The sequence below is a fragment of the Thauera sp. genome, assembly GCF_047601425.1.
Taxonomy (GTDB): domain Bacteria; phylum Pseudomonadota; class Gammaproteobacteria; order Burkholderiales; family Rhodocyclaceae; genus Thauera.
On record NZ_JASGJL010000001.1, the window covers coordinates 290,303 to 315,134 of the forward strand.

Genomic DNA, 24,832 nt, shown 5'->3' on the forward strand with positions numbered 1-24,832 from the left:
TCGTGGCCTATAATCCGACCCTGGCTTTCCATCCCGCCTGCTTGCCATGACTTTCCTCCGCCCCGACGAGCTTTCACCCGCGTTCCGTGACGCGGGCCGTCGCGTGGGCCGCCGGCAGGCCATCCTCCCATTCCAGCGCGGCCTCGTGCTGGCGCAGTCGTTCAAGATCACGGGGTCTCCCGCCGTGCTTTCCCCGGCCGTGCGGGGCCGGAGCCGGGACTGAGCCCGGACCGCCCCGCACGGCACCTTGCCCGGGGCGCTTGACCGCGTCCTGATCAACGTGCAGCCAGTGCGGGGACGCCGGATACCCCGGATCTTCCGCCTTTTGCTTTCGGGCAGATCGTTTCCACACCAGGGCTGCAATCACGATGCCACGCGATGCGTGGCCAGGCATCTGCACATGGGGTGATGTCATGGAACTCACGAGAAGGTTCGTCCGGGCCAAGCGCCCTTGCACAGACGGTTTCCGCTGGTTCGTGCGCCAGTTCGGCGAAGGCGGCGATTACCAGGAATTGCTCGACCAGATGGTGGCGGCGGGGCGGGTGGGTGATGCCTGCTGGCTGCTCGAACAGTTCGGCCCGACCGGCGAGGTGCGGGTCGTCGATGCGATCGAGGCCGATGCCATCGTCTTCGCCGGTACGCTGGAAGTGAGGGGCAACGTCGATATCGACGGCAAGCTTCACGTCGGCGGCAATCTGCGTGCCGGGGGCGGCGTGCGTGCCGGCGGAGAACTGATCGTCGGCGGCGACCTGCGGGTCGAAGGCAGCGTCCGGGCGGAAGACCATGCCGTGATCGGCGGCGATCTGCGCGTCGGCTGGGGTGTCGATGCCTCGGGTGATCTGCGCTGCGCGGGAGAACTCCGCGTGGCCTGGGATGTGCACTGCAAGGGGCGCATGCGGGTGGAGGGCAGCGCCAGTGTCGGCACCGAGCTGCGCTGTGAAGGCGATCTGCGCTGCCGCAAGGGCCTGCAGGCGGGGGGCGACATCAGCGTGACGGGGAGCTTGCGTGCGGATCAGGGCATCGTCGCGGGCGCCTCGATCGAGGCAGGCATGCACCTGGAGGCCGGCTGGGGCATCAAGGCGGGTGGGCTGATCCGTGCCGCGGCGGCCATCCGTGCCGGCGAGAGCCTGCAGGCAGGCGAGGGGATCCGTGCCGGGGACGGTTATGGCGTGTATGCCGGGCTGGACGTGCAGGTGGAGTCCTGGGAAAGCAGCGCCCGCGTCAGTGCCCCGGTGAAGCCCGAGAGCCTGATGAGCGGTTGGTGGGCCGGGCCGCGATAGGTTGGGCCGCGTCAGGCCGGGCTGGGGCGGTGCTTGCTCAGGCGTCGGCGGCCGGACCGTCGGTGCTGGCCTTGGCCGCGTCCGCCGCGTGTTCCTTGCGCAGATCGCGATAGACGGCGGCACGCATGATCATCATCGCCACCACCGGTGCGGTCATCAGCACGAAGACGCTGATCAGCAGTTCGTGGACCACCAGCCTGGACTGCGTCGCGGTGAAGTAGATCATCGACGCGATCAGGATGCAGCCGGCGCCCAGGGTGACGGTGATGGCCGGGCCGTGGATGCGCTGGTAGAAGTTGGCCAGCCGGAGCAGGCCGAGGGCGCCGATCAGCGTGATCAGCCCGCCCAGCACGAGCAGGAAGATCACCGGCAGCGCGGCCCAGGCCGGCAGGGTTTCGGCGATGTTCATTCGATCACCTCGCCGCGCATCAGGAACTTCGCCAGCGCGATCGTCGATACGAAGCCGAGCAGCGCGATCATCAGCGCCGCCTCGAAGTAGATCTGGCTGCCGTGGCGGATGCCCAGCATCAGCGCCAGCAGCATCGCGCACATCCACAGCGTGTCCAGGGCCAGCACGCGGTCCTGTGCGGAAGGGCCGATGATCAGGCGCAGGGTGCACAGGATCATCGCCAGCACCACGCAGACGAGTGCGAAGACGATGGCTGCCGACAGCAGGCTCGCGGTTGTCACGTCGTTTTCTCCCGTTTCGAATGCCTGGGTTGCTCGCCGGGCTGTTCGAATACCTCGATGATCGGCCGTTCGTAGTGCGATTTGATGGTGTCGATCCACCATTGCTCGTCGTGCAGATCGAACACGTGGAGCAGCAGCTCGTGGGTCTCGGGGACGATTTCCACCCATACCGTGCCCGGCGTCGAGTTGATCAGGCAGGACAGCAGGGCGAGGCCGTAGGGGTCGCGCAGGTCGAGCGGAATGTGGATGAACTGCGAATTCACCCCTTCGGTGCGGCGGAACAGGATGATCCGGCTGACGTTGAAGCATGAGCGCACGATTTCGATCAGCGACAGCCACAACAGCTTGAACAGCACGAAGGGCCGAGAAATGCGCGGGTAGCCCTGGGGCTGCAGCGGGCGGGCGAGCACCGGGGCGACGATGCCGAGCATGGCGCCGAGCAGCAGGTGGGCGGGTTCGATGCTCTGGTTGAGCAGCAGCCACATCAGCAGCAGGCACAGCGACAGGAGCGGGGAGGGGAGCCAGCGTTTCATCATTCCACTTCCGGCTGCGGCAAGCGCGTCACTGCGGGTTCGTGCAGCACGCGCTCGCCGTAGGTGGAGGTTTGCGTCAGCCCGGCGACGGTGCGGTCCAGGTAGTCGAAGATCGGCCCGGCCTGTACCGTGAGCAGCACGCAGAAGGTGACCAGTACGGTGATCGGCGCCGCTTCGGTGAACTGCAGCCTCGGCGGCGCGATGTCGCCCGAGGCCCAGAAGATGCGCACGCCCAGCCGCATCAGGGCGATGATGGCGGCCAGGCCGCCGACGATGACGAGGGCGATGAAGCTCCAGGTCAGCGCCGGAATGCGGCCTTCCGTGGGCAGGATGTCCAGCAGTGCGTGGAACAGGCTGAACTTGGCGACGAAGCCCGACAGCGGCGGCATGCCGCTGATGACCAGCGCGCAGGCGGCGAAGCTCAGGCCCAGGAAGGCCAGTGTGCCGGGGATGCCCTGGCCGACCGGCTCTTCCGGCTTGTCCTCGATGGCGAAGGCTTCCATGGTGATCGCGATCAGCGCCGCGCCGGGCGGGCGGATGCGGTCGGTGAGTTCGACCAGCAGCATGAAGGCCGCCATCGCCAGCGTCGAGCCGAGCAGGTAGTACAGGCCGGAGGCCAGCACCGGGCCGCCCGCCAGGCCGATCACCGCGAGCAGGGTGCCGGACGAGATGATCGCGCCGTAGCCGGCCATGCGACCGCCTTCCTGGCTGGCCAGCATGCCGACCGCGCCGAAGAACAGGGTCGCCATGCCGCCGATCGTCAGCGCGGTGAAGCCGAAGCCCGTCAGCGCCCCCGCGCCTTCGCTGAACACCGTCATCCACACCCGCAGCACGGCGTAGACGCCGACCTTGGTCATCAGCACCAGCATCGCGGCGACGGGCGCCGAGGCCGAGGCGTAGGTGCCGGGCAGCCAGAAGCCCAGCGGCCACATCGCGCCCTTGGTCAGGAAAGCCAGGCCGAGGGCGGAGACGCCGATCGCCAGCAGCCAGGTGTCCTCGGTGCCGAGCAGGGCGACGCGCATCCCCAGGTCGGTGAGGTTGAGCGTGCCGCTGGCGGCATAGACCAGCGCGACGCCGATCAGGAACAGGAAGGAGGCGACCAGGTTGATGGCGATGTACTGCATGCCGGCGCGGATGCGCTGCAGGTTGTAGCCGTGCAGCACCAGGCCGTAGGAGGCCGCCAGCATGACCTCGAAGAAGACGAACAGGTTGAACAGGTCGTTGGTCAGGAAGGCGCCGTTCAGGCCCATCAGCAGGAACTGGAACAGGGTGTGGAACTGGATGCCCACCCGGTCCCAGCGCTTGGCCGAGAACACCAGTACCGCCAGCGCGATGGTGGCGGTGAGCAGCAGCATCAGCGCGGTGAGCCGGTTGACGAGCAGGGCGATGCCGAACGGCGCGATCCAGTTGGAGGCGAGGTAGACGCCGATGCCGTCGGGCCAGTAGCCGCCGTCGGCCATCACCAGCAGTGCCACGGCCAGCAGCCACAGCAGCACGGTGCTGGTGACGCTGAGGGCGAACTTGAGCGTGTAGCGGCTCTGCTTGACCGGAATCAGCACCGCGCCGGTCAGCAGCGGCAGCAGGATCGGCAGCACGATGAAGTGCTGCAGGAAGGGCAGGGCGTTCATTCGCGCGGCTCCTTGCCGTCCACATGGTCGCTGCCGGTCAGGCCGCGGGCGCCGATCATGATGACGAGATAGAGCGCGGTGGTCGCGAAACCGATCACGATGGCGGTCAGCACCAGGGCCTGCGGCAGCGGGTCGGCGAACTGGGAGGGGTCGATGTCGGGAGTCGGGGTGATCGGCGGACGGTTGACCGACAGCCGGCCCATGGCGAAGATGAAGATATTGACGGCGTAGGACATCAACAGCAGGCCGGTGATGAGCTGGAAGGTGCGGGGCCGCAGGATCAGCCAGATGCCGGAGCCGAACATGACGCCGACGGCGAGCGCGATGACGATTTCCATTACAGCGCTCCTCCGTTGGCGGCGGAGGCGGCTGCATCGGCAGCCTGCTCCCCTGCTTTCTTGTGCGCACGCAGCGATTGGTGCGCCAGCGCGACCAGCATCAGCATCGTCGTGCCGACCACCACCGCGAACACGCCGAGATCGAACACGAAGGCGCTGGGCACGTGCAGTTCGCCAAGCACAGGGAGATGGAGGTGCGCGGTATGCGTGGTCAGGAAGGGGTAGCCGAAGGCCCAGGAGCCCAGGCCGGTGAGACCGGCCAGCAGCAGGCCGGCGCCCAGCCAGCGGTGGGGCCTGAGGGTGATGTGGGCCTCGACCCAGGTCGCGCCGGCGAGCATGTACTGGACCAGGATGGCGACGGCGAAGATCAGGCCGGCGACGAAGCCGCCGCCGGGCAGGTTGTGCCCGCGCATGAAGAAATAGGCCGCGATCACGCCCATGAAGGGCAGCAGCGTGCGCAGATAGATGCCCGGCACGGCGAGATAGCCGCTGTCTGCCTGCTCGGCGGGGGTCTGTCTGCTGGCCGGATCGAAGGCGTGCAGCTGCTGTTGCGGCACCTCGGCGCTGTCGGGTGCCGGGCGGAAGCGGCGCAGCAGGGCGTAGACGGTGAGCGCGACGATCGCCAGCACGGTGATCTCGCCCATGGTATCGAAGGCGCGGAAGTTGACCAGCAGCACGTTCACCACGTTGCTGCCGCCGCCGCCGGTGAGGGCATTGAGCAGGAAGAAGCTGGCGATGGTGTCCGAGGCGGGGTGCACCAGCACGGCATAGGTCAGCACGGCCATCGCCATGCCGCCGGCCACGGCGATGATCATGTGCAGTGCGCGCCGCGTCCAGTCGCGGCGGGAGGCGATGGCCTGCATCTCCGCCGACTCGATGCGGGGCGGCAGCCAGCGCAGGCCGAGCAGCAGCAGTACGGTGGTGACGGTCTCGACCATCAGCTGGGTCAGCGCCAGATCGGGGGCCGACAGCCACAGGAAGGTCGCGGCGGTGACGATGCCGGTGCCGCCGACCAGCACCAGCGCGGTCAGGCGGTGGTATTTCGCCATCCATGCGGCGGCGACCGCGCAGCCACCGCCAATCAGCCAGATGCCGGCGAACAGCGGGTCGAAGCCTTCCTGCGGCAGCACCGTCCAGTCGGGGGGTGGTCCGGCAAGCAGCAGGGGGACTGCCAGCAACATCAGGATCAGCATCAGCATCTGCTTCTGCAGCTTGGAGGTGCCCAGGCGGCGGACCAGCCATTCCGCCGCGCGGGTTAGCGACTGCATTGCGGTTTCGTAGGCCTGGGCGCCGTTGAAGTGGCTGAGCAGCGGCGCACGCGTGCGTTCGCGCAGGTTGAAGCGCCAGCGCAGTATCGCGTACAGGGCGATGCCGCCGAACAGGGCGATGATGCTCATCAGCAGCGGCAGGTTCCAGCCGTGCCAGGTTGCCAGGTCGTAGCGCGGGGTGTGCTCGCGCAGGCTGGCGGTCACCGCCAGGTCGAGGATGGGGCCGATGCTGATTGCCGGTGCGACGCCCACCACCAGGCAGGTGAGCGCCAGCAGTTCGACCGGAAAGCGCATCCAGCGCGGCGGCTCGTGCGGGTCGCGCGGCAGGTCATCGGCCTGCCTGCCGAAGAAGATCGAGATGAAGCGCAGCGAATAGGCGACGCTGAACATGCCCATTGCCACCGCGGCGATCGACAGCCACCAGTTGTGGTCGCCGCCGACCTGCAATGTTTCGGCGAAGAACATTTCCTTGGACAGGAAGCCGTTCAGCAGCGGCACGCCGGCCATCGCCGCGCTGGCGATGATCGCCAGCGTGGCAGTGATCGGCAGCTTGTGGCGCAGGCCGCTGAGGATGCGCATGTCGCGGGTGCCGGTCTCGTGGTCGATGATGCCGGCGGCCATGAACAGCGAAGCCTTGAAGGTGGCGTGGTTCAGGATGTGGAAGATCGCCGCGACCATCGCCAGCGGCGTGCCGATGCCGATCAGCACGGTGATCAGGCCGAGGTGGCTGATCGTCGAGTAGGCCAGCAGCCCCTTGAGGTCGTGCTGGAAGATGGCGATGAAGGCGCCGATCAGCAGGGTGCATACGCCGGCGCCGCCGATGATCCAGGTCCATTCCGGCGTGCCGGACAGGGCCGGCCACAGGCGCACCAGCAGGAACACGCCGGCTTTCACCATCGTCGCCGAGTGCAGGTAGGACGACACCGGCGTCGGCGCGGCCATCGCATGCGGCAGCCAGAAGTGGAAGGGGAACTGCGCGCTCTTGGTCAGCGCGCCCAGCGCGATCAGCAGCAGCGCGGTCAGGTACAGGTCGTGGCTGCGGATGAGTTCGCTGGCGGCGAGGACGATGTCGAGGTCGTAGCTGCCGACGATGTGGCCGAGCACGAGCACGCCGGCGAGCAGGCACAGGCCGCCGGTGGCGGTGACGGTGAAGGCCATCCGCGCGCCGCGGCGGGCGTCGGCGCGGTGGTGCCAGTAGCCGATCAGCAGGAAGGAGGTCAGGCTCGTCAGCTCCCAGAACACCACGAGCTGGACCAGGTTGCCCGACAGCACCACGCCCAGCATCGAGCCCATGAAGGCGAGCAGGAACGAGAAGAAGCGGGGTACCGGGTCGTTCGGCGACATGTAGTAGCGCGCGTACAGCACCACCAGCAGGCCGATGACGAGCACCAGCAGGCCGAAGATCCAGGCCAGGCCGTCCATGCGCAGCAGGAAGTACAGGCCCTGCGCAGGCAGCCAGTCGAAGCCTTCGCGCAGCACCGTCCCTTCCGACATCTCCGGATAGAGCGAGATGAGGGCGATGATCCCGTAGACCGCCACGCCGGCCGCCAGCCAGAACTCGCGGTTGCGGGCGTCCTGTGGCATCGATGCCGCAATCAGGCTGGCGATGAAGGGGACGAAGACGAGGGAGGCAAGCAGCATCGGGCCGTGGCTGTCGGGGAGGGGACGACCACGAAAGATACCACAGCAAATACCGCGCCAAGACGTGTTCAATCGACGAAATTTCCTTCTTTTGGCGGCTGTTGGCTTGTTTTACGGCGAGGCGTCTAAGCTCCGGCGCCGTTGTGCGTGCGGCTGGAGCGGAGGGCTGGATTAGTCTTCCGGGCAGCATGTGCATTTCGTGCCGAGTTGCTCCATATATTGGTATTTATGGAGCAGTTGTTCCGTCCTGACATGCTCCGCATGTGCTGCCGATCCCGCGATGCGGGCGGTTTTCCCGCTCACTGCTTGAAGGTGAATGGGCTGGCCGTGCTGGCACGGTGTCTGCTGGAGGTATGTGGTGGCGGTTGACGCCCATGAACATCAAAACGAGGAGACATCGAGATGATCTACGCAATGCCCGGTCAGTCCGGAGCCCCGGTGCAGCACAAGGCGCGCTACGACAACTTCATTGGCGGCAAGTTTGTTGCGCCGGTCAAGGGGGCGTATTTCGACGTGGTGACGCCGATCAGCGGCCAGGTGTATACGCAGGCGGCGCGCTCGACGGCCGAGGACATCGAGCTGGCGCTGGACGCGGCGCACGCGGCGTTTCCGGCCTGGAGCAAGACGCCGGCGGCGGATCGGGCCAACATCCTGTTGAAGATTGCCGACCGCATCGAGCAGAACCTGGAGCGGCTGGCGTACGCCGAGACGGTGGACAACGGCAAGGCGATCCGCGAGACGCTCAACGCCGACATTCCGCTCACGGTCGATCACTTCCGCTACTTCGCCGGCTGCCTGCGCGCGCAGGAAGGCGCGATCTCGGAGATCGACGAGAACACCGTGGCGTACCACCTGCACGAGCCGCTGGGCGTGGTCGGGCAGATCATCCCGTGGAACTTCCCGATCCTGATGGCGGCGTGGAAGCTTGCGCCGGCGCTGGGCGCGGGCAACTGCGTGGTGTTGAAGCCGGCCGAATCGACGCCGGTGTCGATCATGGTGCTGGCCGAGCTGATCGCCGACCTGCTGCCGCCGGGCGTGCTCAACATCGTCAATGGCTTCGGCCGCGAAGCGGGCATGCCGCTGGCCACCAGCAAGCGCATCGCCAAGATCGCCTTCACCGGCTCGACCTCGACCGGCCGGGTGATCGCCCAGGCCGCGGCCAACAACCTGATCCCGGCCACGCTCGAGCTGGGCGGCAAGTCGCCCAACATCTTCTTCGCCGACGTCATGGACAAGGACGACAGCTTCCTGGACAAGGCGATCGAAGGGATGGTGCTGTTCGCCTTCAACCAGGGCGAAGTGTGCACCTGCCCGAGCCGGGCGCTGATCCAGGAGAGCATCTACGACCGGTTCATCGAGCGTGTGGTGAAGCGCGTGGCGGCGATCAAGCACGGCCACCCGCTCGACACCGAGTCGATGATGGGGGCGCAGGCCTCGAAGGAGCAGATGAGCAAGATCCAGTCGTACCTGGCGCTGGGCAAGGAAGAAGGGGCGCAGGTGCTGATCGGCGGCGACAAGGCGGATCTGGGCGCGGACCTGAGCGGGGGCTACTACATCCAGCCGACGCTGTTCAAGGGCCACAACAAGATGCGCATCTTCCAGGAAGAGATCTTCGGCCCGGTGCTGGCGGTGACGACGTTCAAGGACGAAGCCGAGGCGCTGGCGATCGCCAACGACACGCTGTACGGGCTGGGCGCGGGGGTGTGGAGCCGCAACGGCAACGTGGCCTACCGCATGGGCCGTGCGATCCAGGCGGGCCGGGTGTGGACCAACTGCTACCACGCCTATCCGGCGCATGCGGCCTTCGGCGGCTACAAGGAGTCGGGCATCGGGCGCGAGACCCACAAGATGATGCTCGACCACTACCAGCAGACCAAGAACCTGCTCGTCAGCTACAGCGAAAACAAGCTCGGGTTCTTCTGAGACGGCTCTCCTCCCGCGCCCGATTGCGGGCGCTTGGTCGGGGGCGGGCGACTGCCCCCGACACTTGTATTGCGGAGCGGAAAAACATGGTCCAGCGCGTCATCGCCACAGCAGCGACGCTCGAATTGATCGACCAGCTCAAGGCGGAGCACGGTCCCGAGCTGATGTTTCACCAATCCGGCGGCTGCTGCGACAACAGTGCCGCCAACTGCTACCTGCCCACCGACCTCACGATCGGTCCTTACGACGTCCATCTCGGCGAGATCGGCGGCGTGCCCTTCTACATCAGCGCGTCGCAGTACGAATACTGGAAGCACACTCAACTGATCATCGACGTCGTGGAAGGGACGGGCGGCACCTTCTCCCTCGAGGGCGGTACCGGCAAGGCTTTCCTGACCCGGTCGCGGTTGTTCGACGACGACGAGATGGCCGAAGTGGAAGCCGAGGATCGCGCCCGAGGCCGCTGATGCTGCGCGGCTGCTTATTTTTGTTCCCGCTGCCGGGTGGAGCGGGCGGCTTTTTGCTTTAATGCCTCCAGTGGGCCGGTGGGGCCGGCGCTGGAGGCGAACGACGATGGGGCGGACCGATGCACGCATGCCAAAGGCGAACGCGCCTGTGCAGGTATCCGTTCCTGCGCCTGTCGCCGACGGGTGCGTGACGCTTGCCGGCCTGGCCACTGGCGATGCCGCCCTGCAGCGGGTGCTCGATCGCGCGGGCAGGGTCGTGGGGCGTGACATTCCGCTGCTGATCCAGGGCGAATCCGGCGTCGGCAAGGAGTTGCTGGCGCAGGCCTGCCACAACAGCGGACCACGGGCCGATGGCTCTTTCGTCGCCCTCAACTGCGCGGCGATCCCCGAAAGCCTGATCGAAGCCGAACTCTTCGGCTACGCCGGCGGCGCCTTCACCGGTGCATTGCGCGAAGGCGCGGTAGGGCGCATCCAGCAGGCCGATGGCGGGACCTTGTTCCTCGACGAAATCGGCGACATGCCGCTGGCCATGCAGGCCAGGCTGCTGCGTGTGCTGCAGGATCGCCGCGTGCTGCCGATCGGTGCCCGCGAAGCGGTACCGGTCGATATCGCCCTGGTCTCCGCAACGCACCGGATGCTGAATGAGTCGGTGAGGAGCGGCCTGTTTCGCGAGGATCTCTACTATCGCATCAACGGCCTGACCGTCCATCTTCCTCCCCTGCGCGCACGTACCGACATTCATGTCATTGCCGGCCAGTTGATCGAGGCGGAATGCGCCGGGCTGCCGCGCGATGGCGTCAGCGTGTCGGAAGAGGTGATGCGCTTCTTCGAAGCCCATGCCTGGCCGGGCAACATCCGCCAGTTGCGGAACGTGCTGCGGGTGGCGCTGGCGCTGCTCGATGACGACGAGCGGGTGATCCTGCCGAAGCATCTGCCCGAGGAAATCTTCGTCACCGACGCCGTGCCGGCGTCCATCGCGCCCCGGGCGACTGCGGCGCTGCGAAGCGGAAGCGAAAAGGAAAGGGACGCGCGGTATGTTCCGGTCAGGCCGCGCGGCCGCCCCCCGCTGGGGCTGGACGAGGGCCAGATCCAGCAGGCACTGGTTGATCACGGTGGCAATGTCTCCGCTGCTGCACGGGCCCTGGGCATTGCCCGCAATACCTTGTATCGCAAGCTGGGCCGCGATTTCTGAATGGAGAATGGATTAATGTCCGCTGATCAACGCCGCCTGCCGCTGTCGGCGCTCGTGCTTTTCGTTCTCGCGGCGCTGTGCATGGTGCTGGCCGTGATCTGTTTCGCCGGTGCCGGCGGCCAGCTCCACCCCGTGCTGGCGGAGCCGATCGCGGGGCTGGCGTTTCTGGTGTCGGCCGTCGCGCTTGCCGGATCCGGCGCCTTTCCGCTGGTGATCTCCCGTCTGGCAGCGAAGGACGAAGCACAGTAAGGGGTCGGGGCGCCGACAGGCTTCACCCGGCAAGCTGCCCTCAGGCCCGCCAGTGCCCCGATTTGCCGCCCAGCTTTTCCAGCAGGCGAATGCCTTCGATGCGCATGCCGCGGTCGACCGCCTTGCACATGTCGTAGATCGTCAGCAGGCCGATATTGACCGCGGTCAGCGCTTCCATCTCGACGCCGGTGCGGCCGACCGTTTCGGCGGTGACGGTGCAGCGCACCGCATGGTCGGCCTCTTGCGGTTTGCCTTCTTCCAGCCCGAACTCGACCGCCACCCGCGTCAGCGGCAGCGGATGGCACAGCGGGATCAGCTCGCTGGTGCGCTTCGAGGCCTGGATGGCGGCGATGCGGGCGATGCCGAGGACGTCGCCCTTCCTGGCGGTGCCGGCGCGGATCATGGCGAAAGTGTCCGGCAGCATCAGGATGCGGCCGGTGGCGACGGCGACGCGGCGGGTTTCGGCCTTGGCGCCGACGTCGACCATGTGGGCCTGGCCTTCGGCGTCGAAATGGGTCAGGACAGAGGTCAAAGCGGGGGTGTCGGGGCGGGTTGCGTCGGTACTCATCGGGAGTCGGAAGCCATGAAGAAATGAAACGTTCGGCGCCGGCTACAGCCCGATACAGGCGTGCGGGAACGCTTCGATGCGGCCGGGTATCATAGCACCCGATGATGCGACGACCTCTTGCCCTGCTGCTCAGCCTCGCGCTGGCCTTTCCTGCCCATGCCTACGATCTGCCCGACCTGGGAGACGTTGCTGCGACCGAGCTTTCGCCGGCCGCCGAGCGGCGCATCGGCGAGCAGATCATCAGCCAGATCCGCTGGCGCGATGCCAGCTACCTGGACGACCCCGAAGTCGAGGAGTACGTCAATCGCATCGGCCACAAGCTGGCGGCGGTCAGCAACAATCCCGGACTGGAATTCGATTTCTTCGTCGTCAGCGACTCCACGTTGAATGCCTTCGCGCTGCCCGGCGGCTACATCGGCGTGCATACCGGCCTGCTGCTGGCGGCGCAGACCGAATCCGAGTTCGCCTCGGTGCTCGGCCACGAAATCGCCCACGTCACGCAGCGCCACATTGCCCAGATCGTCGGCAAGCAGAGCCAGTCGGCGATGCTGATGATGGCTTCGCTGCTGGTCGCGGTGCTGGCGGCGCGCAGCAATTCGGACGTCAGCCAGGCGGCGATCGCTGCGGGCCAGGCCGGTGCGATCCAGTCGCAGCTCGGCTACACCCGCAGCTTCGAGCGCGAGGCGGACCGCGTCGGCCTCGAGACGCTGGAAAGCGCAGGCTTCGACGTGCGCGGCATGCCTGGCTTCTTCGAGCGCCTGCAGCGCGCCACCCGCATGTACGAGAACAATGCGCCGGCCTATTTGCGCACCCACCCGCTGACGACCGAGCGCATCGCCGACATGGAGAACCGCGTCGGCTCGATGCGCTATCGCCAGGTAGTCGATTCGCCCGATTTCAACTTCTCACGTGCCAAGCTGCGTGCCAATGCCGGCCTCGCCACCGATGCGGTCAGGGACATGGAGAGCCAGCTGGCGCAAGCGCCTGCCGATCCCGCTGCCGGTTATGGCCTGGCTCGCGCCCTGTTCCGCGCCGGCAGGCTGGACGAGGCGGCCCAGCGGCTCGACTCGGTGCGCGCCAAGGCGCCGCCGTCACCGTGGATCGAAACCCTGCGCGCCGAGATCGCCTTGGCGCGCAAGGACGGTGCGGCCGCGATCAAGATGCTGGAGGCGGCGATGCGCAGCTTCCCGTCCAATCATGCTCTGGTCTATGCGCTGGCCGATGCGCGCATCCTCGGCGGCCAGCCGCGGGCGGCTGTGGATGGCCTTCGCCGTGCGCTGGACAATCGGCAATCCGACCCTCGCTTGTGGCAGTTGCTGTCGCGGGCCTATGCGGATATGGGCAAGGTTACCGCCCAGCATCGCGCCCAGGCCGAGGTCTATCGGCTGCGCGGCAGCCTGCCGGCGGCGATCGAGCAACTGGAGATCGCAAGCAGGGCGGGGGACGGCGATTTTTATGAACTCTCCGCGGTGGATGCACGCATGCGCGAATTGAAGCAGCGCCTGATCGAGGAAAGGCGCGACCGTAACGATTGAACGTTTGCCGTGATGGATTCGATGGGCCGGCCTCGCTTGCCCTGCCGCGTGTTCTTTCGGCCTGGCTGGGCATCCATTAGAATGACGAGCTATTCAAAAAACTGATATCGACCCAAGCGAGGACACAGGATGGATTTCGACAAGGAAGTGGATGCACGCGGTCTGAACTGTCCGCTGCCGATCCTGCGCGCAAAGAAGGCGCTGGCCGAGATGCAGCCGGGCCAGGTGCTGCGCGTGGTGGCGACGGACCCCGGTTCGACGAAGGATTTCCAGGCCTTCGCCAAGCAGACCGGCAACGAACTGCAGAAGCAGGGAGAAACGGCGGACAAGGCCTTCGAGTTCTACCTGAAGCGCAAGTAAGCGCTCCGGCTGTGAATGCGAAACGGGCTGACCGAGTGATGCGGTCAGCCCGTTTCGTTTGCAGAGGCTTATCCGGCGGATCCGGGCGAAAACCCGGGCTCGACTCGGCTGCCCGCAGGGTTCAGGCCGAGCGTGACACGTGCAAGGCCGAGAAGGACTGCGATACCGGCATGACCTCGATCGCATTGACGTTGAAGTGCGGCGGCAGCGCGGCGATCCAGGACACCGTTTCGGCGATGTCGTCCGGGCCGAGCGCTTCCGTGCCCTTGTAGACCGACGCCGCCTTCTGCTCGTCGCCGTGGAAGCGGACCGATGAGAACTCTGTGCCGCCGCACAGCCCGGGCTGGATGTCGGTGACGCGGATGCGGGTGCCGGCCAGGTCGGCGCGCAGGTTCAGGCTGAACTGGGCGACGAAGGCCTTGGTGCCGCCGTACACGTTGCCGCCGGGGTAGGGGTAGCTGCCGGCGATCGAGCCCATGTTGATGACGTGGCCGCGATTGCGCTCCACCATGCCCGGCAGCAGCGCGTGGGTGACGCGCACCAGGCCGGTGACGTTGGTGTCGATCATCGTCTGCCAGTCTTCGAGGCTGGCCTTGTGGGCGGGCTCGATGCCGAGCGCGAGCCCGGCGTTGTTGACCAGCAGGTCGATGTCGCGGAAACCTTCCGGCAGCGTGGAGGGCAGGCGGGCGACGGCATCGGCGTCGCGCACGTCCAGTTCCAGCGCCAGCAGATCCGGCCCGAGCTCGGCGCGCAGGCCGTCCAGCAGCCCGGTGCGCCGCGCCGCGGCAACGACGCGGTAGCCGTCCTTGACCAGGCGCTGGCAGATCGAGCGGCCGAAGCCGGACGATGCGCCAGTGACCAGGGCGATGCGTTTTGGAGCGTTCTGGCTCATCGGCAGTGTCCTCGTCGCGGCCGTCAGCCGCCCAGCTTCACCAGCTGCGGCTTCAGCTTGTCCACCGTGGCCTTGAAGCCCGCCAGGCGGTCGCGTTCCTGCTGCACGACGGCGGCGGGGGCGCGGTCGACGAAGCTGGCGTTGCCGAGCTTGCCTTCGGCCTTGGCGATCTCGCCTTCGAGGCGGGCGATTTCCTTGCCCAGGCGTTCGCGTTCGGCGGCGACGTCGATTTCCACCTTCAGCATCAGGCGGGTTTCGCCGGCGACCGCGACCGGAGCGAGTTCGTCGGCACCGATCTCATCGACGATCTCCACCTCGGCGAGTTTGGCGAGGCCGGCGAGGTAGGGCGCGTACTGCGCCAGCACGGCCTTGTCGCCGGCGGCGACCAGCGGCAGGCGCTGGGCGGGCGAGATGTTCATCTCGCCGCGCAGGTTGCGGCAGGCGTGGATCAGCGCCTTCAGTTCGGTCACCCTGGCTTCGGCCGCTTCGTCGATGCGGGCGCTGTCGGCCAGCGGATAGCGCGCCATCATCAGGCTGTCGGCGTCCTTGCGCGCGGCCAGCGGCGCCACGGTCTGCCACAGTTCCTCGGTGATGAAGGGGATCAGCGGGTGGGCCAGGCGCAGCACGGTTTCGAGTACGCGCAGCAGGGTGCGGCGGGTGGCGCGCTGCTGGGCCGGGGTGCCGGTCTGGATCTGCACCTTGGCCAGCTCCAGGTACCAGTCGCAGTATTCGTCCCAGACGAATTCATATACCGCGCGGGCGGCGAGATCGAAGCGGTAGGCTTCGAACTGGCTGGCGACTTCGGCTTCGGTGCGCTGCAGGCGGGAGACGATCCAGCGGTCGGCGAAGGAGAAGTCGAGCACTTCGGGCGTGCAGGCGAGATCTTCGCCCAGGCCGCAGTCCTGGCCTTCGGTGTTCATCAGCACGAAGCGGGTGGCGTTCCACAGCTTGTTGCAGAAGTTGCGGTAGCCTTCGCAGCGCGACAGGTCGAACTTGATGTCGCGGCCCGGGCTGGCGAGGCTGGCGAAGGTGAAGCGCAGCGCGTCGGTGCCGAAGGCGGGGATACCGGTGGGGAATTCCTTGCGCGTCTTCTTCTCGATGCTCTGGGCCTGCTTCGGGTTCATCAGGCCGAAGGTGCGCTTGGCGACCAGTTCGTCGATGCCGATGCCGTCGATGAGGTCGATCGGGTCGAGCACGTTGCCCTTGGACTTGCTCATCTTCTGGCCTTCCGCGTCGCGGATCAGGCCGTGCACATAGACGTGCTTGAACGGGATCTTGCCGGTGATGTGCTTGGTCATCATGACCATGCGGGCGACCCAGAAGAAGATGATGTCGAAGCCGGTGACGAGCACCGTGGACGGCAGGTAGAGGTCGAGCGCGTCGTTGCTCTTCGCCGGCCATTCGGGCGTCCAGTCCAGCGTCGAGAACGGCCACAGCGCGGACGAATACCAGGTGTCGAGCACGTCGTCGTCGCGGCGCAGCGCGCCGGTGTAGCCGTCCTTGTCGGCCAGCGCGCGCGCTTCGGCTTCGTCGTGGGCGACCCAGCACCGGCCATCGTCACCATACCAGGCGGGGATCTGGTGGCCCCACCACAGCTGGCGCGAGATGCACCAGTCCTGGATGTTGTTCAGCCACTGGTTGTAGGTGTTGACCCAGTTCTCGGGGTAGAACCTGATCTCGCCCGAGGACACGCATTCCAGCGCCTTCTGGGTGATGCTCTTGCCGTCCGCGCCAGGTTTGCTCATGGCGACGAACCACTGGTCGGTCAGCATCGGCTCGATGACGACGCCAGTGCGGTCGCCGCGCGGCACCATCAGCTTGTGCGCCTTGGCTTCGACCAGCAGGCCGGCGGCCTCGAGTTCGGTCACGACCTTCTCGCGCGCCGGCACGCGGTCCAGCCCGGCGACCGAGGCCGGCATTGCGACCTGGCCCTTGGCCTGGCCGGCGGTGTCGAACACTTCGGCTTCGGCCGGCACGGCGCCGGCCAGCGTCAGCACCACGATCATGTCGAGGCCATGGCGCTGGCCGACGGCGTAGTCGTTGAAGTCGTGGGCGGGCGTGACCTTGACGCAGCCGGTGCCGAACTCGCGGTCGACGTAGTCGTCGGCGATGATCGGGATGCGGCGGCCGGTCAGCGGCAGTTCGACGGTCTTGCCGACCAGCGCGGCGTAGCGCTCGTCTTCCGGATGCACCATCACCGCGACGTCGCCGAGCAGGGTTTCGGGGCGGGTGGTGGCGACGGTGAGGCCGCGCAGGCCATCGACGGGGCCGTCGGTGAAGGGGTAGAGGATGTGGTAGAGCTTGCCCTCCTCTTCTTCCTGCACCACTTCGAGGTCGGACACGGCGGTGCCGAGCCTGGGGTCCCAGTTGACCAGGCGCTTGCCGCGGTAGATCAAGCCTTCGTTGTAGAGGCGGACGAAGGTCTCGGTGACGGTCTTGGACAGGCCGGCGTCCATCGTGAAGCGCTCGCGCTTCCAGTCCGGGCTGGTGCCGAGGCGGCGCATCTGGCGGGTGATGGTGCCGCCGGAATATTCCTTCCACTCCCAGACCTTCTCGAGGAACTTCTCGCGGCCGAGGTCGTGGCGGCTGACGCCCTGGGCGTCGAGCTGGCGTTCGACGACGATCTGGGTGGCGATGCCGGCGTGGTCGGTGCCGGGCTGCCACAGCGTGTTGTCGCCGCGCATGCGGTGGTAGCGCGTCAGCGCGTCCATGATCGTCTGGTTGAAGCCGTGCCCCATGTGCAGCGTGCCGGTGACGTTGGGCGGCGGCAGCAGGATGCAGAAGGCGTTGGGGTTCGACTTGTCGAGGCCGGCGTCGAAGTAGCCGCGGGATTCCCATTCGGGGTACCAGCGACGTTCGATGTCAGCGGGCTCGAAGCTTTTGGCCAGTTCCATGTTGTTTTACGCGCGTGAAGGCAAAGCGCGGATTATAGCGGATGCGCCCGCCGCGCCCGGTGGGTGTCTGGCAGGTAGGTGTTGGGGAGCAGGAGCAGCCGCGAGCAGAGCCTGGCGCCGCTCCAAGGGGCCGTCTTCGTGGCCAGGCGCCCCCGTAAGACTGCTACGGAGACGGCTCAACTCCGCAGTGGCGGTGGCAGATCCGAACTGCGTTCCATCTGGCGGCTGATGTGGGCCGACAGTTCGGGCAGCAGCGTGGCACGCAGGTGGGCCTGGAGTTCGACCTGCAGGCGCTCGCTGAGGTTGTCGAGCTCGCGCTGCAGGATCTGCGGAAATTCCTGGTCCATCCAGTCGTTGATGCTGCGTGCGATCAGGGTATCGAGCTCGATCAGGCGTTCTGCGATCTGGTAGGCGACGCGATCTTCGGTCGTGATCGCGGACGGGGCCGCGGTGGAGGCCGGCGGGGTTGCAACCGGCGTTGCCGTCTCGGTGGGGCGCGAGGCGGAAGGCGGAGAAGCGAACGACAGCGAATCAGGGTCACGTTCGCTCCAGCCCAGCGGCAGTTCGGACGGATCGACCACCTCGGTGAGGATGGGCAGATCGGCGGAATCGGTGTCGGCGAGGCTGGTGCCGAGGGGAGAAGCATTGCTGCCGGCCGAAACCGTCTCCCTGGATGCGCGGTGGCGGCCCAGCAAGGCGTCAGCCTGGTCCAGCAGGTCGTCGGCGCGTTCGAGTTCCTCGTCGGGGGACAGCGGCAGCCAGTCCTTCACAGCGCCACCCTGCGCTCGGCGTCGAAGGCCTTCGGCTCCAGCCCCTGCGCGCGGTACTGTGCCCAGCGGGCGCGGGCGGGCAGGCGTTCGGCTTCGGTCTTGCCGACGATTTCGATCACGATCCTGAATTCCTGGTAATCCGGCGGCAGGTCCGGTGCGAGGTTGAACAGCGTGTCGGCATGCGGCCAGGGGGCGGCGGAAACGGCTTCGCCGATGACGACCGGTGTTTCCGCCGCCAGTTCGGAGTCGCGCAGCACATGCGGGACGAAGGCGAGGGTGTCTCGCAGCCACAGCACGCGGTCGAGTTCCCGTGCGCTGTTGCCGTCGGGCATGCGCACCGCCACCTTGCGCCCGCTGCCGTATGCACGCCCGATCAGCTCGCAGGCGAGCACGAGCCGGTCGGGCGTGTTGTGGTAGAAGCGGACGCTCGGCGCCATTCCGCAGCCGCTCAGCCGCCGCGTGCGCGGCCGACGAGGAACTCGGACAGCAGCGGCACTGGCCGCCCGGTCGCGCCCTTGGCATCGCCCGACAGCCAGGCAGTGCCGGCGATGTCGAGGTGAGCCCACTTGTAGGCCTTGGTGAAGCGCGCCAGGAAGCAGGCGGCGGTGATGGTGCCGGCGTAGCGCCCGCCGATGTTGCCCATGTCGGCGAAGTTGCTCTTCAGCAGATCCTGGTATTCGTCCCACAGCGGCAGTTGCCAGGCGCGGTCGCCGGAGTCGGTGCCGCGCTTGAGGATTTCGGCGGCGAGTTCGTCGTCGTTGGCGAGCAGGCCGCTGGGGATCTTGCCCAGGGCGACGACGCAGGCGCCGGTCAGCGTGGCGATGTCGATCACGCATTCGGGCTTGAAGCGCTCGGCGTAGGTCAGCGCGTCGCACAGCACCAGGCGGCCTTCGGCGTCGGTGTTGAGCACTTCGATGGTCTGGCCCGACAGCGAGGTGACGACGTCGCCCGGCTTGGTGGCGCCGCCGCCCGGCATGTTCTCGGTGGCGGCGATCAGGCCGACGACGTTGATCGGCAGGCCCATCTGGGCGATGGCCTTGAAGGTGCCGAGCACGCTGGCGGCGCCGCACATGTCGTACTTCATCTCGTCCATCTCGGCGGCCGGCTTCAGCGAGATGCCGCCGGTGTCGAAGGTGATGCCCTTGCCGACCAGCACGATCGGCTTGGCCTTGGACTTGCCGCCCTTGTAGTTCATGACGATGAACTTGGGCGGCTGGTGCGAGCCGCGCGCCACCGACAGGAAGGAGCCCATGCCGAGCTTTTCCATGTCGGCGCGCTCGAGGACTTCGACGTCGAACTTGTACTGCTTGCCGAGCGCCTGGGCGGTGTCGGCGAGGTGGGTCGGCGTGCAGACGTTGCCCGGCAGATTGCCGAGGTCCTTCGCCAGCGCCATGCCGGTGGCGACGGCGTGGCCGTAGCGCACCGCGGTGTCGAACTCGGCGCTCGGTTCGGTTGCGGTCAGCAGCGTCAGCTTGCGTGCGCCGCGTTCCTTCTTGTCTTTCTTGTCCTTGCCGGACTTGAGCGCATCGAAGCGGTAGGCGCCGTCGGCCAGGATGCGGGCGGCCTGCTGCATCTTCCAGCTCAGCGGGCGTTCGCCGACGGCGAGGTCGGCCAGCGTGACGACGGCGTCCTTGGCCGGCGTCGCGGCCAGCGCCCTGGCGGCGGCGGCCAGCGCGTCGCGGTAGGCCTTGTCGCCGAAGTCGTCCTGCTTGCCCAGGCTGACCAGCAGCACGCGCTCGGCGTGGATGCCGGGCAGTTCCGCCAGCAGCAGCGTGGCGCCGGCCTTGTCGTCCAGATCGCCGCGCTTCAGGTAGTGGGCGATGCGGCCTTCGGCGGCGGCATCGACGGCTGCGGTGGCGGTGGGCAGAACCCCGTCGGCAAAGGCGCCGAGCACCAGCAGGCCGGCCTTGGACTTCGCCGGCGAGCCGGTCTTTATGGTAAATTCCATCAGCTTTTTTTTCCTTGGGAAGACGCGTCTTGCGAACTGCCGCCGATTATGGCGCCTTCGCCCGGAACCCGTCAAAAAGCCTTCCGGCCGGATCCTTTCGGCCAGTTGCACACAATCTTCACACAACACTCTTGCCCAACGGTCCTATCGCGCGATGATCTTCCGCCGCGCCCTTCAGCGGGAATTCACCCACTCCGCCGCCGCGGTCTTCGTCGCACTGTTCGCGATCCTGATCTCGACCGTGCTGATCCGCCTGCTCGGCCAGGCCGCCGGCGGCCGTGTGCCGGCCGAGGCGGTGCTGGCGCTGATCGGCTATGGCGCGCTGGCGCAGTTGCCGACTGTGCTGACGCTGACCCTGTTCATCGCCATCCTGGTGTCGTTGTCGCGCAGCTACCGCGATTCGGAAATGGTGGTGTGGTTCGCAGCCGGCGTGCCGCTGACGGCCTGGATACGGCCGGTGCTGATGTTCGCGCTGCCGCTGGTGGCCGTGGTCGGCGCCGGTGCGCTGTACCTGACACCCTGGGCGCAGCAGCAGAGCAGCGAATACCGCGACCGTCTCGACAGCCGCGACGATACCCAGCGGGTTGCGCCCGGCGTGTTCCGCGAGTCTTCCGGCGCCCAGCGCGTGTTCTTCGTCGAGATCGGCGCCGGCGAGGATGGCCGGGTGCGCAATGTCTTCGTCAGCGAGGACACGCGCGATGGCGGCCTGGTCGTGATCGCATCGGCCGAAGGCTACATGCGCAACGACGAGGAAGGGCGCCGCTTCGTGGTGCTCGAGAAAGGGCGCCGCTACGATGGCCGGCCAGGCACGCCGGAATACCGCGTCATGGAGTTCGAGCGCTACGAAGTGCAGGTGGAACAGAAGCCGGCAGTCAGCCAGCCTTCGCGCACGCGCGCGCTGCCCACGGCATTGCTGCTGGCGCAGGGCGACAATCGCAGCATGGGCGAGATACTCGGCCGCATCGGTGCGCCCTTGTCCGCGCTGCTGCTGGCCTTGCTCGCCATTCCGCTGTCCTTCGTCAATCCGCGCGCGGGCCGTGCCAACGGCCTGCTGATCGCGCTGTTCACCTATCTCGTCTATAGCAACGCCATCTCGGTGTTCCAGGGCTGGGTGGCGCAGGGGAGGATGAGTTTCGGCGCCGGGCTGTTCCTGCCGCACCTGATCGTGCTGGCCATGCTGGCGCTGTTGTTCTACAAGCGGCTGGCGGTGTCGCCGTTCTGGCGGGCGAGGTCGTCATGAGCATCCTGTTCCGCTATCTCGCGCGCGAGATCTATTCGGCCACGGCGCTGGTGCTGGTGGCTTTCCTGGGCCTGTTCGCCTTCTTCGACTTCATCAACGAACTGGAAGACGTCGGCAAGGGCAACTACCAGATCGCTGATGCGGCCGTGTATGTGGCGATGATCCTGCCTGGCCGCGTCTACGAACTGTTCCCGGTCGCGGTGCTGATCGGCACCTTGTATGCCCTGGCGACGCTGGCGCGCCATTCCGAAATCACCGTGATGCGCGCCTCCGGGATGTCGAACGGCGCGCTGGCGCGCATGCTGGCGCTGATCGGCAGCGTGCTGGTGGTGCTGACCTTCCTCATCGGCGAATACGTCGGGCCGCCGGCCGAAGCGGCTGCCCAGGAGTGGAAGCTGACGGCGACCCAGTCCACCGTGTCGCAACAGTTGCGCTCGGGCCTGTGGGTCAAGGACGGCCGGCTGGTGATCAACGTCCGCACGATGCTGCCCGACCGCACCATGCAGAACGCGCGGGTGTACGAATTCGGTGACGACTATGGTCTGCTGTCGATCAGTGAAGCCAGGCGCGGGGTGCACGACGGCAAGGATCATTGGCGCCTGCTGGAGGTTTCCCGTACCCGCTTCCTCGATGACCGTACCGAGGTCGAACTGGTGCCGGAGATCACCTGGCGCTCGGATCTCTCGCCCGAAGTGCTGGGCGTGCTGATGGTGGGTCCGGAGCACATGCCGCTGGCCAGGCTGTGGACCTACATCCAGCATCTGCGAGACAACCAGCAGAGCACCGACCGCTTCGAGATCGCGCTGTGGAAGAAGCTGATCTATCCCTTCGCCGTGCTGGTGATGATGGCGCTGGCACTGCCTTTCGGCTTCATCAACGACCGCATGGGCGGCGCGAGTGCCCGCATCTTCATGGGTGTGATGCTGGGCGTCGGTTTCCATCTGCTGAACGGGCTGTTCTCCAACCTCGGCATGATCAACGCCTGGCCGCCGATCATGGCCGCGCTGACGCCCAGCCTGATCTTCCTGGCTGCTGCGGCCGGCATCCTCCACTACGTCGAGCGGCGCTGACGTTCCTGCCTTCTGTCGAGGGGCTGCAGCGTGGAGTCTGCTGAGCCGGAAATGAAAAACGGACCCGAAGGTCCGTTTTCCGTGCGTCACCGCGAGGGCGATCAGCCTTGCTGCTGTTGCTGCAGGGCAGCCTTCTTGGCAGCGGCGGCCTTGTAGTCCAGCTTTTCCTTGATGCGTGCGGACTTGCCCGAACGCTGGCGCAGGTAGTACAGCTTGGCGCGACGGACGTCACCGCGGCGCTTCACTTCGATGCCGGCCACCAGCGGCGAGTAGGTCTGGAACGTACGCTCCACGCCTTCGCCCGAGGAAATCTTGCGGACGATGAAAGCGGAGTTCAGGCCGCGGTTGCGCTTCGCGATCACCACGCCTTCGTATGCCTGCAGACGCTCGCGGTTGCCTTCCTTGACCTTGACCTGGACGATCACGGTGTCGCCGGGGGCGAATTCCGGGATGGCCTTGCCCTGGGTCAGGCGGGCGATTTCTTCCTGTTCGAGTTGCTGAATCAGGTTCATTGCGGATACTCCATCAATGTTGTCGGCCTCTGTCTTTGCATCGGCCTGGCCGCAGAGCAGGTCGCCACCTGGTGCGTGCCGTTTATGGTCGGGCTTTCAGACGATGCTGCCGTCTTCCGCCCCGGCTTGCTCCTGCCTGAATTCCTCAAGCAGTTTCAATTCGGTCTTGCTCAGTTGCCGCCCGGCCAGCAGATCCGGCCGCCGCTGCGCGGTGCGGCCCAGGGACTGCTTCAGCCGCCAGCGGCGGATTGCTGCATGGTTGCCCGACAACAGCACCTCGGGCACCCGGTCTTCGTTCCCTGTCGCCTCGCCCAGCACTTCCGGCCGCGTGTAATGCGGGCAGTCGAGCAGGCCGTTGACGAAGGAATCCTCCTGCGCCGAGTCGGCGGTGTTCAACGCGCCGGGCAATTGGCGCACGATCGCGTCGAGCAGCACCATCGCCGGCAGTTCGCCGCCCGACAGCACGAAGTCGCCGAGCGACACTTCCATGTCGACCGCGCGTTCGATGACGCGCTGGTCGATGCCTTCGTAGCGGCCGCACAGCAGGATCAAGCCCGGCTGTGCCGCCAGTTCCATCACCGCCGCCTGGTCGAGCCGGCGGCCCTGCGGCGACAGGTAGAGCACCGGGCCCGAAGCGCCGATCGCCGCCTGCTGCGCCGCGCGTGCCGCTGCGATCGACTGCAGCAGCGGTTCGGCCAGCATCACCATGCCCGGCCCGCCGCCGTAGGGGCGGTCATCCACCGTGCGGTGCGGGTCGTGGGTGAAGTCGCGCGGGTTGTGGAAACCCAGCGCGTACAGCCCGCGATCCTTCGCCCGGCGGGTGATGCCGCTGCCCGTCAGGGCGACGAACATCTCGGGGAAGAGGGTGATGAGGTCGTAGCGGCGCAGGCCGCCCGCGATCCTCACTCCAGCCTCTTCCTGACTGCTCCCGGTTGCGGCGTGATCGCTCACGCCTACCAGTCCTCGCCCCAGGCGACGCGGATGCGCCGCGCGGCGAGATCGACGTCCAGCACATAGGCGGCGACGAAGGGAATCAGCCGCTCGGCGCCATCCCGTGTTTCGTCCTTCACCTGCAGCACGTCGTGGGCGCCGGTGGACAGCAAGCCGTTGACGACACCCAGGCGAACACCGGCCTCGTTGAAGACTTCCAGGCCGACGAGATCGCCCCAGTAATATTCGTTTTCCGCTGGTTTGGGCAAGGCTTCGCGCGGAGCACCGATGTACCAGCCATCGATGGCTTCCGCCGCGTTGCGGTCCGGCACTTCGCCGAAGGCCGCAACCAAGCCTTTGCCGTGCGCCCTGCATGCTTGCAGCGTGTAGGGCTTCCAGCATTCGGCGGGTGCGCCGTCCTTGGCGCAGAGCCACCATTGCGGCATCTTGCGCCATTCGACGGGGTCGTCGCCGAAAGGATGGATCTTGACCCACCCCTGAACGCCAAAAGGGGCGACAATGCGCCCCAGTACGATCATGTGCCTGTCCGCCTTTTCAGGCTCTGGCTTGGACCGTCGCTGCTCAGGCAGCGGCCTTGGCGGCCTGCTTGGCCAGGCGGGCAACGGTCGGCGACAGCTGGGCACCGTTCTGCTGCCAGTAGGCCAGACGCTCGGCGTTGATCACCAGGCTCTGCGCGGCGCCGGAGGCAACCGGGTTGTAGTAGCCGACGCGCTCGATGAAGCGGCCGTCACGACGATTGCGGGAATCGGCGGCGACGATGTTGAAGAACGGGCGCTTTTTGGCGCCACCACGGGCAAGGCGAATGACGACCATCTGATTTTCCTGATCGGTGGATGCGAAAAACGATGGACTATAGTCCATAACGCTGCCGGGATCAAGCCGA

At 66.8% G+C, this 24,832-nt stretch carries 24 protein-coding genes and 1 pseudogene; 9 read left to right on the forward strand and 16 right to left on the reverse strand.

Going from position 1 to position 24,832, the window contains the following annotated elements:
• Positions 1 to 413 precede the first annotated feature (413 nt).
• Positions 414 to 1,280: a hypothetical protein gene (locus QM748_RS01445; RefSeq protein WP_415245306.1), complete on the forward strand. Its 867-nt coding sequence runs from the start codon at positions 414 to 416 to the stop codon at positions 1,278 to 1,280.
• A gap of 37 nt (positions 1,281 to 1,317) precedes the next feature.
• On the opposite strand, the gene mnhG is transcribed toward QM748_RS01445, so the two are convergent.
• Genes mnhG through QM748_RS01475 form a run of 6 tightly spaced genes read right to left on the reverse strand, consistent with a single transcriptional unit; the run spans position 1,318 to position 7,378 of the window.
• A complete protein-coding gene (mnhG, locus tag QM748_RS01450; protein WP_415245307.1) occupies positions 1,318 to 1,689 on the reverse strand; it encodes a monovalent cation/H(+) antiporter subunit G in 372 nt (123 codons plus the stop codon).
• Entirely contained in the window at positions 1,686 to 1,970 is a 285-nt protein-coding gene (locus QM748_RS01455; protein ID WP_415245308.1) for a K+/H+ antiporter subunit F, read from the reverse strand. Before QM748_RS01455 ends, mnhG begins: the two co-directional genes overlap by 4 nt.
• Positions 1,967 to 2,503 carry a Na+/H+ antiporter subunit E gene (locus QM748_RS01460; RefSeq protein ID WP_415245309.1) on the reverse strand — a complete coding sequence of 179 codons (537 nt, stop codon included), beginning with the start codon at positions 2,501 to 2,503 and terminating at the stop codon, positions 1,967 to 1,969. The genes QM748_RS01455 and QM748_RS01460 overlap by 4 nt, the downstream gene beginning before the upstream one ends.
• Positions 2,503 to 4,131, reverse strand: coding sequence for a monovalent cation/H+ antiporter subunit D (locus QM748_RS01465; protein WP_415245310.1), 1,629 nt, complete (start codon positions 4,129 to 4,131; stop codon positions 2,503 to 2,505). Before QM748_RS01465 ends, QM748_RS01460 begins: the two co-directional genes overlap by 1 nt.
• The gene (locus QM748_RS01470; protein WP_415245311.1) at positions 4,128 to 4,469 is read right to left on the reverse strand and encodes a Na+/H+ antiporter subunit C; all 342 of its coding nucleotides are present in this window, start codon (positions 4,467 to 4,469) and stop codon (positions 4,128 to 4,130) included. The genes QM748_RS01465 and QM748_RS01470 overlap by 4 nt, the downstream gene beginning before the upstream one ends.
• Positions 4,469 to 7,378: a monovalent cation/H+ antiporter subunit A gene (locus QM748_RS01475; RefSeq protein WP_415245312.1), complete on the reverse strand. Its 2,910-nt coding sequence runs from the start codon at positions 7,376 to 7,378 to the stop codon at positions 4,469 to 4,471. The genes QM748_RS01470 and QM748_RS01475 overlap by 1 nt, the downstream gene beginning before the upstream one ends.
• Positions 7,379 to 7,780: 402 nt before the next feature.
• On the opposite strand from QM748_RS01475, the gene adh reads away from it, so the two are divergent.
• The 4 genes and pseudogenes from adh (at position 7,781) to QM748_RS01495 (ending at position 11,209) form a co-directional block, all read left to right on the forward strand.
• Positions 7,781 to 9,301, forward strand: a complete 1,521-nt coding sequence (gene adh, locus QM748_RS01480) for an aldehyde dehydrogenase (RefSeq protein ID WP_415245313.1) — start codon at positions 7,781 to 7,783, stop codon at positions 9,299 to 9,301.
• Positions 9,302 to 9,387: 86 nt separating this feature from the next.
• Positions 9,388 to 9,768: a DUF779 domain-containing protein gene (locus QM748_RS01485; RefSeq protein ID WP_415245314.1), complete on the forward strand. Its 381-nt coding sequence runs from the start codon at positions 9,388 to 9,390 to the stop codon at positions 9,766 to 9,768.
• 166 nt (positions 9,769 to 9,934) lie between these two features.
• A pseudogene (locus QM748_RS01490) lies at positions 9,935 to 10,960 on the forward strand (sigma-54-dependent Fis family transcriptional regulator); the annotation flags it as partial.
• 15 nt (positions 10,961 to 10,975) lie between these two features.
• The gene (locus tag QM748_RS01495; protein ID WP_415245315.1) at positions 10,976 to 11,209 is read left to right on the forward strand and encodes a hypothetical protein; all 234 of its coding nucleotides are present in this window, start codon (positions 10,976 to 10,978) and stop codon (positions 11,207 to 11,209) included.
• 40 nt (positions 11,210 to 11,249) lie between these two features.
• Here QM748_RS01495 and moaC read toward each other — a convergent pair whose 3' ends face one another.
• Positions 11,250 to 11,777, reverse strand: coding sequence for a cyclic pyranopterin monophosphate synthase MoaC (moaC, locus tag QM748_RS01500; protein ID WP_415245316.1), 528 nt, complete (start codon positions 11,775 to 11,777; stop codon positions 11,250 to 11,252).
• A 101-nt stretch (positions 11,778 to 11,878) separates the two neighbouring features.
• On the opposite strand from moaC, the gene QM748_RS01505 reads away from it, so the two are divergent.
• The gene (locus tag QM748_RS01505; protein WP_415245317.1) at positions 11,879 to 13,312 is read left to right on the forward strand and encodes a M48 family metalloprotease; all 1,434 of its coding nucleotides are present in this window, start codon (positions 11,879 to 11,881) and stop codon (positions 13,310 to 13,312) included.
• A 129-nt stretch (positions 13,313 to 13,441) separates the two neighbouring features.
• Positions 13,442 to 13,672 carry a sulfurtransferase TusA family protein gene (locus tag QM748_RS01510; RefSeq protein WP_415245318.1) on the forward strand — a complete coding sequence of 77 codons (231 nt, stop codon included), beginning with the start codon at positions 13,442 to 13,444 and terminating at the stop codon, positions 13,670 to 13,672.
• Positions 13,673 to 13,793: 121 nt separating this feature from the next.
• On the opposite strand, the gene QM748_RS01515 is transcribed toward QM748_RS01510, so the two are convergent.
• From QM748_RS01515 to QM748_RS01535, 5 genes are all read right to left on the reverse strand, one after another.
• Positions 13,794 to 14,564 (reverse strand): SDR family oxidoreductase, encoded by a 771-nt coding sequence (locus QM748_RS01515; protein WP_415245319.1) that lies wholly within the window; start codon positions 14,562 to 14,564, stop codon positions 13,794 to 13,796.
• Between the two features lie 23 nt (positions 14,565 to 14,587).
• Positions 14,588 to 17,458 (reverse strand): valine--tRNA ligase, encoded by a 2,871-nt coding sequence (locus QM748_RS01520; protein ID WP_415245320.1) that lies wholly within the window; start codon positions 17,456 to 17,458, stop codon positions 14,588 to 14,590.
• A gap of 176 nt (positions 17,459 to 17,634) precedes the next feature.
• Positions 17,635 to 18,228, reverse strand: a complete 594-nt coding sequence (locus QM748_RS01525) for a hypothetical protein (protein WP_415245321.1) — start codon at positions 18,226 to 18,228, stop codon at positions 17,635 to 17,637.
• Complete coding sequence (locus QM748_RS01530; RefSeq protein WP_415245322.1) at positions 18,225 to 18,665, reverse strand: DNA polymerase III subunit chi; 441 nt, start codon at positions 18,663 to 18,665, stop codon at positions 18,225 to 18,227. Before QM748_RS01530 ends, QM748_RS01525 begins: the two co-directional genes overlap by 4 nt.
• Positions 18,666 to 18,676: 11 nt before the next feature.
• Positions 18,677 to 20,176 carry a leucyl aminopeptidase gene (locus tag QM748_RS01535; RefSeq protein WP_415245323.1) on the reverse strand — a complete coding sequence of 500 codons (1,500 nt, stop codon included), beginning with the start codon at positions 20,174 to 20,176 and terminating at the stop codon, positions 18,677 to 18,679.
• Between the two features lie 154 nt (positions 20,177 to 20,330).
• Between QM748_RS01535 and lptF the strand changes: the two genes are divergently transcribed.
• Together lptF and lptG are read left to right on the forward strand one after the other, a co-directional pair.
• Entirely contained in the window at positions 20,331 to 21,416 is a 1,086-nt protein-coding gene (lptF, locus tag QM748_RS01540) for an LPS export ABC transporter permease LptF (RefSeq protein ID WP_415245324.1), read from the forward strand.
• Entirely contained in the window at positions 21,413 to 22,486 is a 1,074-nt protein-coding gene (gene lptG / locus QM748_RS01545) for an LPS export ABC transporter permease LptG (protein WP_415245325.1), read from the forward strand. The genes lptF and lptG overlap by 4 nt, the downstream gene beginning before the upstream one ends.
• 101 nt (positions 22,487 to 22,587) lie before the next feature.
• Here lptG and rplS read toward each other — a convergent pair whose 3' ends face one another.
• From rplS to rpsP, 4 genes are all read right to left on the reverse strand, one after another.
• Complete coding sequence (gene rplS, locus QM748_RS01550) at positions 22,588 to 22,998, reverse strand: 50S ribosomal protein L19 (protein WP_415245326.1); 411 nt, start codon at positions 22,996 to 22,998, stop codon at positions 22,588 to 22,590.
• A gap of 96 nt (positions 22,999 to 23,094) precedes the next feature.
• A complete protein-coding gene (gene trmD, locus QM748_RS01555; protein WP_415245327.1) occupies positions 23,095 to 23,904 on the reverse strand; it encodes a tRNA (guanosine(37)-N1)-methyltransferase TrmD in 810 nt (269 codons plus the stop codon).
• Positions 23,905 to 23,951: 47 nt separating this feature from the next.
• The gene (gene rimM / locus QM748_RS01560) at positions 23,952 to 24,467 is read right to left on the reverse strand and encodes a ribosome maturation factor RimM (protein ID WP_415245328.1); all 516 of its coding nucleotides are present in this window, start codon (positions 24,465 to 24,467) and stop codon (positions 23,952 to 23,954) included.
• Between the two features lie 43 nt (positions 24,468 to 24,510).
• On the reverse strand, positions 24,511 to 24,762 hold the full coding sequence (rpsP, locus tag QM748_RS01565) for a 30S ribosomal protein S16 (RefSeq protein ID WP_263459744.1): 252 nt from the start codon (positions 24,760 to 24,762) through the stop codon (positions 24,511 to 24,513).
• Positions 24,763 to 24,832: the final 70 nt, after the last annotated feature.